The organism is Salinimicrobium profundisediminis (genome assembly GCF_026241755.1).
GTDB lineage: Bacteria > Bacteroidota > Bacteroidia > Flavobacteriales > Flavobacteriaceae > Salinimicrobium > Salinimicrobium profundisediminis.
This window is the reverse complement of the sequence record NZ_JAPJDA010000009.1, coordinates 92,131-105,040: the sequence shown is the minus strand read 5'-3', so window position 1 is coordinate 105,040 and position 12,910 is coordinate 92,131. Positions and strand designations below refer to the sequence as shown.

Annotated in this window: 12 protein-coding genes; 10 read left to right on the top strand and 2 right to left on the bottom strand. The window is 37.5% G+C overall.

The features are described 5' to 3' along the window. Window positions 1-21: 21 nt before the first annotated feature. The 5 genes from OQ279_RS07030 (at window position 22) to OQ279_RS07010 (ending at window position 5,257) form a co-directional block, all read left to right on the top strand. Window positions 22-1,131: a glycosyltransferase gene (locus tag OQ279_RS07030; RefSeq protein WP_266069156.1), complete on the top strand. Its 1,110-nt coding sequence runs from the start codon at window positions 22-24 to the stop codon at window positions 1,129-1,131. Window positions 1,132-1,209: 78 nt separating this feature from the next. Then, on the top strand, window positions 1,210-2,133 hold the full coding sequence (locus OQ279_RS07025) for a GNAT family N-acetyltransferase (RefSeq protein WP_266069155.1): 924 nt from the start codon (window positions 1,210-1,212) through the stop codon (window positions 2,131-2,133). A 99-nt stretch (window positions 2,134-2,232) separates the two neighbouring features. Further along, a complete protein-coding gene (locus tag OQ279_RS07020) occupies window positions 2,233-3,333 on the top strand; it encodes a hypothetical protein (RefSeq protein ID WP_266069154.1) in 1,101 nt (366 codons plus the stop codon). A 117-nt stretch (window positions 3,334-3,450) separates the two neighbouring features. Further along, complete coding sequence (locus OQ279_RS07015) at window positions 3,451-4,425, top strand: polysaccharide deacetylase family protein (RefSeq protein ID WP_266069153.1); 975 nt, start codon at window positions 3,451-3,453, stop codon at window positions 4,423-4,425. Continuing rightward, entirely contained in the window at window positions 4,418-5,257 is an 840-nt protein-coding gene (locus OQ279_RS07010) for a glycosyltransferase family 2 protein (RefSeq protein ID WP_266069152.1), read from the top strand. The genes OQ279_RS07015 and OQ279_RS07010 overlap by 8 nt, the downstream gene beginning before the upstream one ends. Here the strand turns inward: OQ279_RS07010 and OQ279_RS07005 are convergent. Beyond that, on the bottom strand, window positions 5,244-6,179 hold the full coding sequence (locus OQ279_RS07005) for a glycosyltransferase family 2 protein (RefSeq protein ID WP_266069151.1): 936 nt from the start codon (window positions 6,177-6,179) through the stop codon (window positions 5,244-5,246). The two genes, OQ279_RS07010 and OQ279_RS07005, sit on opposite strands and share 14 nt — an antisense overlap. After that, window positions 6,179-6,844, bottom strand: a complete 666-nt coding sequence (locus OQ279_RS07000) for an acetyltransferase (protein WP_266069150.1) — start codon at window positions 6,842-6,844, stop codon at window positions 6,179-6,181. Before OQ279_RS07000 ends, OQ279_RS07005 begins: the two co-directional genes overlap by 1 nt. A 305-nt stretch (window positions 6,845-7,149) precedes the next feature. Between OQ279_RS07000 and OQ279_RS06995 the strand changes: the two genes are divergently transcribed. The 5 genes from OQ279_RS06995 (at window position 7,150) to OQ279_RS06975 (ending at window position 12,543) form a co-directional block, all read left to right on the top strand. After that, the gene (locus OQ279_RS06995) at window positions 7,150-8,376 is read left to right on the top strand and encodes a hypothetical protein (protein WP_266069149.1); all 1,227 of its coding nucleotides are present in this window, start codon (window positions 7,150-7,152) and stop codon (window positions 8,374-8,376) included. A 93-nt stretch (window positions 8,377-8,469) separates the two neighbouring features. Then, a complete protein-coding gene (locus OQ279_RS06990) occupies window positions 8,470-9,645 on the top strand; it encodes a glycosyltransferase family 4 protein (RefSeq protein ID WP_266069148.1) in 1,176 nt (391 codons plus the stop codon). Window positions 9,646-10,183: 538 nt separating this feature from the next. Continuing rightward, a complete protein-coding gene (locus tag OQ279_RS06985; protein WP_266069147.1) occupies window positions 10,184-10,789 on the top strand; it encodes a sugar transferase in 606 nt (201 codons plus the stop codon). Between the two features lies 1 nt (window position 10,790). Next, a complete protein-coding gene (locus OQ279_RS06980) occupies window positions 10,791-11,402 on the top strand; it encodes an acetyltransferase (RefSeq protein ID WP_266069146.1) in 612 nt (203 codons plus the stop codon). Continuing rightward, the gene (locus tag OQ279_RS06975; protein WP_266069145.1) at window positions 11,395-12,543 is read left to right on the top strand and encodes a DegT/DnrJ/EryC1/StrS family aminotransferase; all 1,149 of its coding nucleotides are present in this window, start codon (window positions 11,395-11,397) and stop codon (window positions 12,541-12,543) included. Before OQ279_RS06980 ends, OQ279_RS06975 begins: the two co-directional genes overlap by 8 nt. Window positions 12,544-12,910: the final 367 nt, after the last annotated feature.

Sequence of the window (12,910 nt, the reverse complement as noted above, 5' to 3'; positions counted from 1 at the left end):
TGCCTTAACTTTGCTGTAGCTATGGCAAAAACTAAAATACTTCACATCATTAAATCTTTGGGAAGAGGAGGGGCGGAAATGTTACTTCCTGAAACCCTGAAGCTTCACGACAGGGAAAATTTCGAATTTCATTACATCTATTTTCTACCCTGGAAGGATCAAATGGTAGAGGCGCTACAAAAAGCCGGCGGGAAGATAACTTGTCTGGAGGCGAAAGACAATATTCGATTGTTGCTTCAGTACAAAAATATCATTTCCTATACCAAAGAGCATGGAATTGACCTGATTCATTGTCATCTTCCCTGGGCCGGATTTGTAGGCCGGCTGGTTCATGCCAGGATAGGAATCCCTGTAGTTTATACCGAGCACAATATGCAGGAACGCTATCATATTGCCACCAAAAATATTAATAAACTAACATTTAACTCCCAAAGCCTGGCTCTGGGGGTTTCAGAAGATGTGACCTGCTCAATTAATAAAAATATCCATCCTGAAATTCCGGTCCAAACTCTTTTAAATGGTGTGAATACAGAATCCTTCAAAAGAACAGGTGATTCACAAATTAGAAAAGAATTAGGGATTCCGGAAAACGCGATTGTTTTTGGAAATGTCGCTGTTTTCAGGTTTCAGAAACGCCTGGTGGAATGGTTGCAGGTAATTAAGAAGATACGGAAAGAGAATTCAAATGTTTACGGTATAATTGTAGGGGCCGGCCCTCTGGAAGAGGAGATCAAAAAAGAGTGGAAAGATCTGGACCTGGAAAATGTGGTGTTTTTTCCGGGGCTAAAAACCGATGTTAAGCCTTATTTTGAAGCTATGGACATTTTTATGATGAGCTCTTCCTTTGAAGGACTACCAATAGCCTTACTGGAAGCCATGAGTATGGAGTGCGCTGTGGTAGCCACAGATGCCGGTGGGATAAAAGAGGTGATCAGAAATGAACAAGACGGATTGACTTGTGAAGTTGATAAATGGAAAAAACTTCCGCAGCTTTGTCAAATCCTTATAGATGATCCTGAAAAATTAAAGAACTATAAAAGAGCCGCCCGAGAAAGAGTTGTAGATAATTTTAGTTTGACCAAGATGGTTGATGAGCTGGAAAAAATATATAGTGATTTTGTAAAGAAATGATAATATCTGGAGTTCGAAATAAGGATTTACCGAACCCCGAATTAACGAATTAACGAATCCCAAATTAATCAATCCCCGATGACTATTAGAGAAGCTACACACAAGGACATCCCTCAAATCCTAAAGGTACTTAAAGCCAGTTTGGGTGAAACTTCCTCTAAAAAAACTGAAGAGGTCTGGCGGTATAAGCATATTGATAATCCTTTTGGAGAATCTTTGGTGTTGGTGGCTGAAGAGGAAAAAAAAATAGTTGGGGTTCGCGCCTTTATGCGTTGGCGGTGGCAGAGAGGGGAAGAGGTGTTTTCTGCTTTTCGGGCAGTTGATACTGCAACCCACCCGAAACACCAGGGAAAGGGAATTTTTAAAAAATTAACTTTACAGGCTCTGGAAATAGGGAAAGAAAGAGGAGATCATTTTGTCTTCAACACCCCGAATGACCAAAGCAAACCTGGATACCTAAAAATGGGATGGGAAGAAGTAGATAAGCTTAAAATAACATTACGTCCTCTGAATTTGTTGCAGTTTAGTAATAGTAAAATGGAATATGGGGTTTCCGGTAATAAAGATGTGATTAACGAGCTGCTAAAAACTCACCATGAGCAGTTGAAGGCAAGCGGGCAAATTTTTACTCCGAAGGATATAGCTTATATTAAATGGCGTTATCTTGACAATCCATTACAGAAATACAAAGTGATATTCGATGAGAAATATTTTATAGCCGGGTACGTGAAAGAACGTAAAAAAATTAATGAATTAAGAGTGTCGGATGCTATTCTTGCTAAGTCCGGTACGAAACCGGCTAAAATAGCTATTCTCCGGTTAGCAAAGTTATCGGGTGCAAAATTCTTAAGTATTTCTCCGGATACAGTAATTCCTTTTAAAACCGGAATTACTGGGAATTTTGGTCCGGTTCTTACCTATAGGCCAATAAAGGAACATCAACAGGAGTTTTTAAACCTCAAATCCTGGGCTTATAGCCTGGGAGATCTTGAATTGTTTTAGATGATAGGAGCCATTGTTCTCATATTAATCCTGTTTCTTATTAATCAAGGGCTATTCAAGGCTTTTGCCCAAAAGCATATCTGGTTCTCTAAGAAATTGATGAATATCTTATTTGTATATCACCTGTTCTTTTTCGGTGTTTATTACACTTATGCACAATTTAATAATTCTGACTCCTATGGCTATTTCGGAAGAGTTGAAGTCAGTAGAAGTTGGTTCAATCACTTTGGAACGAGTACGACCTTTATTGACTTTTTGACCTGGCCTTTCGTGAATATATTGGGCTTTAATTATGAAATGATGATGCTGCTGTTTGCATGGTTTGGATATATTGGATTTGTTTATGCTTATCTTTTTTTTAGGGAAAACATTCCTGTGAAAATCAAAGTCTTTAATTTTGATTTTCTGACATTAGTTCTTTTTCTTCCCAATATGCATTTCTGGACTGCCTCACTTGGAAAGGGGGCTCCCATCTTTATGAGTCTAATGATGTTTGCTTATGCAATAGGAAAACCTAAAAGTAGATGGGGCATTTTAATTATTTCTTCAATTATTACTTACTACGTTAGACCACATGTGTTCCTTTTCGTTGGTATTGGAACAGTACTGGGCTATATGACAGGACGAGAGAAAGTTGCTTTGTGGAAAAAAGTGACGATCTATGCAGGAATGATTGGGGCTTTAATTTTGGTACAGGATACTATTTTGGGAATGGCAGGACTGGAAGAATCCGGAAATCTTGTGCAAGGCTTTGAACAATTTTCTGAGGATCGTGGAGCAGAGCTCGCGAAATCCGGGTCAGGAGTTGATATGGCAAATTATCCACTTCTCTTAAAACTTTTTACCTTTTGGTTTAGGCCTTTATTCATAGATGCCCCGGGCTTATTAGGGTTGATAGTTTCTATTGAGAATCTTGTATATTTACTATTATTTTTTAAAATTCTGAAGAAAAATTTTTTGAGTTTCTTAAAAAAATCGCCGGTAAGTGTAAAGATGAGCATTGCAGTTTTTCTTTTAGCTTCGATTGCAATGTCTTTTGTAATGTCAAACCTCGGAATCATTATGCGGCAAAAATCAATGGTGATGTACTTTCTGTTTTTTGTGATCTATTATTATTTAGCACAACAAAAGTATGACAGAATCATGAGGCTAAGACGGATTAGAACATTAAAGTCAAGAAAGGTGGAAGTTGCTACTTGAGACAGGGAGACTTTGAGACGAGGGGACATGGAGTTTATGGTATGGAAAGCTTTGGGAATTTAGAGTATCTTATGCGCCAATTAATAAATTAACCAAGAAACTAATTAACCAATTAACATGATAGGTAACGGCGCTTTAGTAATATCACTGGATTTTGAATTGCTGTGGGGCGTCTTTGATAAGGTGGATTGGAGAGAGAAGAAAGAATACTTTCTGAAGACCCGACAAGTTATTCCTCAGATTCTTCAATTATTTCAAAAGAACGAAATCTCATGCACCTGGGCGACGGTGGGCATGTTGTTCAATGAGAGCTGGGAAGAATGGAACCAGAATATTCCCGATGTCCTGCCGGAATACGAGAACAAGAAACTTTCTGCTTATTCTTATGGGAAATCCATCCAAAGTAAGGAAACCGAAGAATTGTGTTTCGCACCAGATCTAATAAAACGAATTAAAGAAACACCAGGACAGGAGATAGGTACCCATACCTATTCTCATTATTATTGTCTTGAACCGGGGCAGGGTATTGATGGTTTTAATGCCGACCTCACAATGGCATGTTGGATAGCGCAGAAGTTCGGGATAGAATTAAAGTCCCTGGTCTTCCCTAGGAATCAATATAATAAAGAATACCTCGAGATTTGCAGACAGATTGGCTTGGGTGCAGTTAGAACCAATCCCGAGAACTGGTATTGGAAAGATACCCAAAAGGATAGCTTGCTGCAAAAAGTCTTCAGAACAGGCGATGCTTATTTTGGCCTGAATGATAAATCCTATTCAGATCTGCCCGAGATCTTTCCGGGGATACAAGGACAAAAAGCGAGCAGGTTGTTAAGACCATATAGTCGCAAAAGGTTTCAGAATAAAAAGAGGCTTCAAAGGATTATTTCTGAAATGGAAGCTGCTGCTAAACACAATCAGATCTATCATCTTTGGTGGCATCCGCATAATTTTGGAGGAGATCCGAAAAATAATATGAAGGAGTTAATTCATATTCTGGATAATTATAAAAAACTGAAAGTTAAGTATGATTTTAGTTCAGTCACAATGGAGACGCTTTCATCTCTGCACAATAATGGCTCAAATGGATAGACTTTTTTCCATTATCATACCGACTTTTAACCGTTCCCATTTGATATTAAAGAGCATAGAGAGTGTTTTAGCTCAAACCTCAAAAAACTGGGAATTAATTATTATAGATGATGGTTCAACAGATAATACTGGTGATGCAATTCAAAAATATTTGGCTGATAAAAGGATCAGGTATTACTTTCAGGAAAACAGGGGAGTTTCCGCTGCGAGAAATAAAGGCTTAGCTGAATCTAATGGGGACTTTGTAATTTTTCTGGATTCAGATGATCTTCTTTTACCGGGTTTGATCACGAAGCTCAATTCCTTAAATTTGGAAAATTTAGATCTTATTTTCTGGGAGGTTAGAAAACTTTATGATGACCGAACAGAGGTCTGGAAACCATCTAAATTGGAAAAGATCTACAATAATATTACTGCTAGCTTTTTGTCCGGAAGTGCGTGTTATAGAAAATCACTTTTTGAAGAAACCGGGGGGTTTGATGAAAAATTACATTTCGGTGAGAATTATGAACTGGGAATGCGCATTGCTCAAATTCAGGAGTTAAAATATAAAGTCGTTGATGATATATTTTTGATCTATGAAATAAAAGCTATTCGTGAAAATTCCTTGCCGTTAAATAAAATAGCAGCCCTAAAATACCTGGCAAAAAAACATAAGTATGTGTATGAGCAAGACCCTGCTTCCTATTCCCGCTTGTTATATCAATTAGGTTATTTATCTGAAAAAATTAATAAAAACTCTGAAGCTAGAGAATATTTTTACAAGGCCTGGAAAGTGAGGCCCGTATATCTTAAGGCACTTATTAAAGTTCTCCAGTTTAAATGGCTTTAAAGATATATTTTAAAAAATTTCTGTAATCAGCTTTTAAAAAATAATGACGACTCAAAGCTTTATAATATAGTTGAGATTGCCTCTTAAAATGGAATGCAAGTTTAGACTTATTCAGATTTCTGTAATATAACTGGATTTTCTTTAGGGTATTTAATTTTTGCAAAAGTCGTAGATCTCCTGATTTTGAGCTCCAGGCACCGGACAGATGTCGACGGTATGAGCTTAATTTTACTACATTTAAATATTTTGCTTCCCCGTAATTTCCCAATAAACTCAAAATAAAACTGTCCACATTCAGCACTTCAAATATCTCTTCCGGTAGTTCTTTTCCAAAATTTTTAAAACATGTCGTAGATAATAAAGGATGGTAGATAAGTTTAGCCAATTCATTTGAGGAAAGATCGATTAAAGGTTGTTCTAAAGGTTTTCGATTTCCCCCCTCTTCAAACTCTTCTTTAAAGCCATGATATGCCAGTACATAGGAGGGATTAGAGTTCAGGAAATTTACCTGCTTTTGAAGTTTTGCAGGATCATTCCAATAATCATCTCCCTCGCAAAAAGCAATATACTTGCCTCTGGCTGAAAACAAGTTGTAAAAAGCATTGAAATTTCCTGTCGTCGTGTTAAGAACCTTGATCTTGTTATCAGGGTGATGTAAAAAGAGCCTGATCTTCTCAGGGTGTTTAGTGGCGTATTCCAGGCAAATCTCCCTGGTGCGATCAGTAGAATAATCCTCTCCCAGCAAAATTTCATAATCAAAATCAGTGTTTTGTACTAGAATACTTTCCAGGCACTGCTCAATAAAAGCTTCATGGTTATAAGCTTGTACAAGTACAGACACTGTGGGATTAGAAGGTACCTGATGGGGAAAATGTTCTACCTCTGTCTTTTGATATTTATTTTTAAAAGCTTCGAAATTCATCACCTTAAGAAACGGGATGAAATTTGTGTAGCATCAATTTTTCTTTTAACCGTACCTTTATGGGTATATACTTCATTTAAATCTGTATCTTTTTCTATAATGCAGCCCATCCCTACTATCGAATTATCTGCTACAGAAATGTTTTGTTTTATGGATGCATTAAGGCCGACATAACAGTTATCTCCTATCTTTACATTACCTCCGGTTTTGGCTCCACTTATTAAACTATGTTTTCCTATATGGGTGTGGTGGCCAATTTGCGATGTAAATAATATGGAATTATCACCAATTTCAATAAAAGGTTGGAGTACGCATCCTTCATCTATAAATATATTTTCTCCAAGCCTAAGATTAGGCCATGAACTGCATTGGGTAGAAATATAGTTAGCCAAGCTAAATCCATTTTCTTTAAAAAGTAAAAAAAAATGTTTCCGGATATTATTGTTTCCTACAGCTACAAATACAAAATAATTCTCAACAGAATATTCCTTTAAAAAAACTTCTAAAGAAATTAATGGAATTTTGGATTTCCATGTCTGAAGATCCATTAGTTTGCTTTCAATACAGAATGCTTCCACTATGTAACTGCTATCTTGCTCAAATACATATTGAACATACTCTGCAAATCGTCCTACTCCGTAAATAATGAGTTTTTTTTTCTCCATGTGAATTAATCTGTTCTCTGTCAAATATAGCTAAAGCGGAACTTTTTATTCTCTTTTTGGGACTAAAAGACCTGCAGCTGTCGGAGTGAGAAGTTTCTTTAACATATTTTTTAATAAAATTATCAGAATTGCAGAAAATATTAGACATCCTTTTCCTATAAGGATCCTGTAAATTCTTATTAAAATATCTAAATATTTTGCCTTCTCCCGAGGTAATTATCCCTTAATCGAAATTAGATTTTTCCTTAGACCACAAGTAAATCTAAGGTGTAAATTCATCATAATAGAAACTCAATCAATTTATTATGAAAAAAATTTACTTGTTAGTTATAGTCACAATTTTTTATTCCTGTTCTGTTGAAGATGACAGCTATATGGAATATGGCGACCTTCATTCCTTAACTGCTTCTGCTGAGGAAAATGACGTTTGTGCAGTGAGCGCAGGAGCCGATAAATCAACTACTATTACAGTTGCACAGGCCGAAGCGATTCCAAGTTGGGATGAAGTGCGAAAATTATACCTAAGCCTGCTAGAGGAAGGTGTGAGCAGGAACGGAGAGTTTGATCCTTCCATTTGGGATCTTATTGACGCATTTAATGAAAACCCTCTGGGAGAATTTACTACTGTCTATACTGTGACCGAAGGTGATTGTTCCGATTCTGTGGTGCTTACCATAAACGTGGTAGAAAGTTTGCCTGTTGAGGATCCAACCTGTGACCTGAGTGCAGGTGCCGATGCTTCAAAAACCCTTACCAACTCTGAAGCAGATGCTGTTCCAAGTTGGGATGAAGTCAGGAAACTTTATTTAAGCCTTTTAGAAGAAGGTGTAGCACGTAATGGTGAATTTGATCCTTCTATCTGGGACATAATCAACTCCTATACTGGCCCCGGAAGTTATACTACTACTTATACTATAACTGATGGAGATTGTTCAGATTCAGTTGAGTTAACTATTGTCGTGGTTCCTGATGGTTCTTCAGATCCTACCTGTGAATTAAGTGCAGGGGCAGACGCTTCTATAACTCTAACACAATCTGAGGCAGATGCAGTTCCGAGTTGGGACGAGGTTAGAAAACTTTATTTAAGTTTATTAGATCCGGGAGTTTCACGCAACGGAGAATTCGATCCTTCTATTTGGGACATTATTAATTCTTACACAGGACCGGGAACTTATACTACTACCTATACTGTAACTGAAGGGGGTTGTGTAGATTCGGTGGAGCTAACTGTTTATGTGGTTGCAGACCCTCAAGCAGATCCATCCTGTAATTTAATCTCAGTAACAGAAAGCTCAAAGTCTATAACTTTTTCCGAAGCTGAGGCTATTCCCAGTTGGGATGAAGTCAGAAAACTTTATTTGAGCCTTCTGCCACAGGGAGTAAGTAGAAGTGGATCATTTGATCCCTCCATTTGGGACCTGATTAATGACTTTAATGAAAGGGGAGTTGGTTCTTATACTACTACATATACCCTGGTTGAAGGAGAATGTTCAGATTCAATTGAACTAACAATTTATGTAATCCAGGATTAGTAATAGCTTTAAAATTTTCATAGAAGAGGCTGTCAATTGACAGCCTTTATTTTTTTCCACAGAAGGAAAAATTATATTTGTCTAAAATTTTTCATGTCCCAAAAGCTTATCCGCATTACCACCATTCCACTGTCTTTAGAAAAGCTCCTTGAAGGGCAGCTAACCTTCATGAATGATTATTTCAAGGTCACTGCTGTTGCTTCTGAAAAAGGTCGTCTTGAGAAGTTTGGTCTTGACAATGGAGTGGAAACATTTCATGTGGAGATGACCCGTGAAATTACTCCGGCAAAAGACCTAAAAGCTTTATTTAAACTTTACAGGTTTTTTAAAAGGGAAAAACCTGCTATTGTTCACACCCACACTCCTAAAGCCGGGATAGTAGGTATGATGGCAGCCAAAATGGCCGGGGTGCCAATCAGGTTGCATACAGTGGCAGGGATGCCTTTGATGGAAGCAACCGGAACTAAAAGAAAAATTCTGGAGCAGGTTGAAAAGCTTACCTATAGCCTGGCAACAAAAATTTATCCAAACTCGAAAGGTCTCAAATATGTCATTTTGGATCAAAACTTTTCTAAAACAGAAAAATTAAAGGTTTTAGGCGAGGGGAGTTCTAACGGAATTAATACTCAATATTTCAATCCGGAAGATTTTACGGCAGAACAAAAGGAGCAAATCCGTAAATCTTTAAGCATTTGCTCAGATGATCTGATTTTTATTTTTGTCGGCAGATTAGTTAGGGATAAAGGGATCAATGAACTGGTGCAGGCTTTTAAGCAATTAGCCTCAGAAAATAAAAATGTCAGCCTACTTCTGGTGGGACCCTTTGAACAGGACCTGGATCCTATTACAGAAGAAAATTTTGAGATGATAAGGAATCATCCTAAAATTGTCATTACAGGTTATCAGGTCGATGTCCGCCCTTATTTTGCTGTTGCAGATGTGCTTGTTTTTCCAAGTTATAGAGAAGGCTTTCCAAATGTGGTGATGCAGGCCGGTGCCATGGGGTTGCCATCTATCGTGACAAATATTAATGGGTGCAATGAAATTATTCGGGAAGATGAGAACGGACTAATTATTCCGGTAAAAGATCAGGAAGCTCTTTTATTAGCTATGAAGAAATTGGCAACAAGTGCTGAACTGCGCCAAAAGCTCGCCGCAAATTCCCGTGAGGTGATAACTCAAAAGTATGAAAGAAAAGTTTTTTGGGATCTATTGCTGGAGGAATACTGGTTACAGATGAAGGAAGCGGGATTAGGTCGGGAGGACTAGGAGAGGAGGTGACTGGAGACCGGGAACTAAGGAGTACCGTTGGGGCGGATTTGTAATCCGTGACGATACCTCAAAAATTTCAAGCTCCAAGAGCCAAATCAATATATAGACTTGAGGTTGAGGAACTTTTTAGGATTAAAGAACCTGGATGAATCCTTTTTTCGGCTCCCCTGCCGGCCGGTAGGCGGGCTTTAGGGTGAGGGGTAAAACGAAAAAAGGAGACTTAAAAAAAGCGGTTTTCAGGGATCAGGCAAATCGAAGTTGGCTGTTCAATTTTTGTTGAAAATTTAGGATAGGCTCCCTCTTCTAAGGAGAGTCTGTACGCCGTGGTGGGGGGAGAGGATGATTCAGTAATCAGATGAAAGTTTCCTAAATTAACATACCAAATTAACCAGTTAATGAATTGCAAATCTCGAATTAACGAATTAACGATTTTACGACAATTACGTATTTCCGTAACCTTAAAAGATCATTTTAACATATCTTTGCACTTAATTAAAGCTATAAATCCTTTAGTTTGTCCCTGAAAAAAAGTTTTGTGTACATAATATTTTTTAAACGATTTCTTGATTTTTCTGTTGCGATTTTAGCTTGTTTTTTTCTTTTTCCTGTATTCTTATTATTAACTTTTTTATTGATCCTGGCAAATGAGGGTAATCCTTTTTTTCTTCAATTGCGACCTGGTAAAGAAGGAAAATTGTTCAGGATAATTAAGTTCAAAACAATGAATGATAAAAGAGGAGGGAATGGAGAGCTGCTGCCTGATGCGCAGCGTCTTACCGTGATTGGTTCGCTTGTAAGAAAAACATCACTTGATGAAATTCCGCAACTAATTAATGTTTTAAAAGGAGATATGAGTCTGGTAGGCCCACGTCCTCTATTGCCTGAATATTTAGAACTCTATACCTCAAGGCAACATAAAAGGCATTTAGTAAGACCGGGTATAACTGGTTGGGCACAGGTGAACGGGAGGAATGCCATTTCATGGACAAAGAAACTGGATCTGGATGTATGGTACGTTGAAAACCTTTCTTTTTTTTTAGATATAAAAATTTTGTGGAGGACACTTCTAAAAGTAATTAAATCTGAAGGTGTAAATACAGCGAATATGGCAACAACAGAACCCTTTAACGGAAATAACTGATATGAATATCTACGGAGCTAGCGGTCATGCAAAGGTTATCATAAATTTAATACATTCTAGATTGTTAGAAATACATAATATTATTGATGATAATGCTTCTATAACAGGGATTTACGATTACCCTGTAGTTCATGAAGTAACTCCGGAAATTTTAAAAAAAAAAACTATAATCGCTGTTGGGAATAATAGGGTACGAAAGAAAATCTCATCAATGCTCAAGGGGAATTTTTATCGTGGTATAAGTCATGCAGAGGCAGTGGTTGATGAAACTGTTGAGATGGGTGTAGGAACAGTTATAATGGCTAGTGCTACCATTAATGCTGATGCTATTCTAGGGGAACATTGTATTTTAAATACAGGATGTGTGGTTGAGCATGATTGTCTTTTGGAAGATTTTGTACACGTTTCTCCAGGGGCAATTTTGGCTGGGGGTGCTAGAATAGGAGAAGGAACCCATATAGGTATTGGTGCCCTTGTTATTCCAGGAATAAAAATAGGAAAATGGTGTACTATTGGTGCTGGTGCTGTAATAATTGAAGATGTACCAGATAATGCTACGGTGGTAGGTAACCCAGGTAGGATTATTAAAATATTGAATAAAGAAGATGAGTGAAAAAAAAATATGGCTTTCTTCACCTCATATGGGAGGTAGCGAGCAAAAATATATTAGTGAGGCTTTTGATCAGAATTGGATAGCTCCCCTTGGACCCAATGTTAATGGATTTGAAAAGGATTTACAGAGTTATTTAAAGAAGGAGAACATCCATGTAGCTGCTTTGAGTTCAGGAACAGCTTCACTTCACCTGGCCCTGATTTTAGCAGGTGTTGAAAGAGGGGATGAGGTGCTTTGTCAAAGTCTTACTTTTGCCGCTTCGGCAAATCCCATAGTATATCAGGGGGCAACTCCTGTCTTTATAGATAGTGAAGAGGAAACACTTAATATTTCTCCTGTTTTTCTGGAAGAAGCCATTCAAGATCGAATTTCAAAAGGTAAAAAACCTAAAGCTCTTATTGCCGTTCACCTCTACGGAATGCCTTATAAAGTAGATGAGGTACATGAAGTTGCTCTTCGCTATGGTATTCCTGTAATTGAAGACAGTGCAGAAGCACTTGGCAGCTCCTATAAAGGGCAAAAATGTGGCACGTTTGGAGATTTTGCTGTTCTTTCCTTCAACGGGAACAAGATAATAACCACTTCGGGAGGTGGGGCACTGGTGACTAAAAGTGAAGAATTGAAACGACAGGCCGTGTTCTTGGCGACACAGGCAAGAGATGAGGCTCCTCACTATCAACACAGCCATATAGGCTATAATTATAGGCTTAGTAATATAGCTGCGGGGATTGGAAGAGGACAGATGGAGGTTTTGGAGGAACATGTATCAAAACGAAGAGAGATGAATCAATTTTATAAAGGTTTGTTTGGCACAGTTAAGGGAGTAAAAGTATTTAGTGAGCCCGAAAATACGTACTTTAGCAATCATTGGCTCACAGTTATCAAATCAGAAGAAAATGGAGTTTTTAAAACTGAGGATTTGAGATTGTTTTTAGAAAATGAAAACATCGAAAGCAGACCTTTATGGAAACCCATGCACCTGCAGCCAGTTTTTAAAGATGCTCCGTTTTACGGTAATGGAGTAGCTGAATCAGCTTTTAAAAATGGTTTGTGTCTCCCTTCCGGTTCAAATTTAAGTCAAGAAGAAAAAAAACGGATTAGTGATGCTATTTTAAGTTTCTTGAAAACAAAGATGCTCTAAATAAAAGTTATGGGTAAGAAGTTAAATAAAGCCCTTGAGCAAATCTTGGCCTCTGAAAATCGGCTGGATATTAGAAATATTAAATATCTACCCAGATGGGCTATTTTGGGGATTGATATTGCCATAATTGTAATGGCTGATGTTTTAACTGTCGTAGCTTTACAGGATCTCACTTCTCATTTTTATAATTTTCTATCTCTTTCCCAGCGAATGCTTCTTGCAATAGGAGTTAATATTTTCTTCTTCTTTGTTTTTAGAACTTACGCCGGATTGATAAGACACTCCTCGTATCTGGATGCACTAAAGATTATGCTCGCTTGCTTTAGCACGTTTATTACGCTATTGTTTATAAATTATTTTACTTTTT

Excerpts from the sequence above, each read along its gene's own strand:
- OQ279_RS07030 (WP_266069156.1), top strand. The coding sequence starts at position 22 with ATGGCAAAAACTAAAATACTTCACATCATTAAATCTTTGGGAAGAGGA.
- OQ279_RS07025 (WP_266069155.1), top strand. The coding sequence starts at position 1,210 with ATGACTATTAGAGAAGCTACACACAAGGACATCCCTCAAATCCTAAAG.
- OQ279_RS07020 (WP_266069154.1), top strand. The coding sequence starts at position 2,233 with ATGAATATCTTATTTGTATATCACCTGTTCTTTTTCGGTGTTTATTAC.
- OQ279_RS07015 (WP_266069153.1), top strand. The coding sequence starts at position 3,451 with ATGATAGGTAACGGCGCTTTAGTAATATCACTGGATTTTGAATTGCTG.
- OQ279_RS07010 (WP_266069152.1), top strand. The coding sequence starts at position 4,418 with ATGGATAGACTTTTTTCCATTATCATACCGACTTTTAACCGTTCCCAT.
- OQ279_RS07005 (WP_266069151.1), bottom strand. The coding sequence starts at position 6,179 with ATGAATTTCGAAGCTTTTAAAAATAAATATCAAAAGACAGAGGTAGAA.
- OQ279_RS07000 (WP_266069150.1), bottom strand. The coding sequence starts at position 6,844 with ATGGAGAAAAAAAAACTCATTATTTACGGAGTAGGACGATTTGCAGAG.
- OQ279_RS06995 (WP_266069149.1), top strand. The coding sequence starts at position 7,150 with ATGAAAAAAATTTACTTGTTAGTTATAGTCACAATTTTTTATTCCTGT.
- OQ279_RS06990 (WP_266069148.1), top strand. The coding sequence starts at position 8,470 with ATGTCCCAAAAGCTTATCCGCATTACCACCATTCCACTGTCTTTAGAA.
- OQ279_RS06980 (WP_266069146.1), top strand. The coding sequence starts at position 10,791 with ATGAATATCTACGGAGCTAGCGGTCATGCAAAGGTTATCATAAATTTA.
- OQ279_RS06975 (WP_266069145.1), top strand. The coding sequence starts at position 11,395 with ATGAGTGAAAAAAAAATATGGCTTTCTTCACCTCATATGGGAGGTAGC.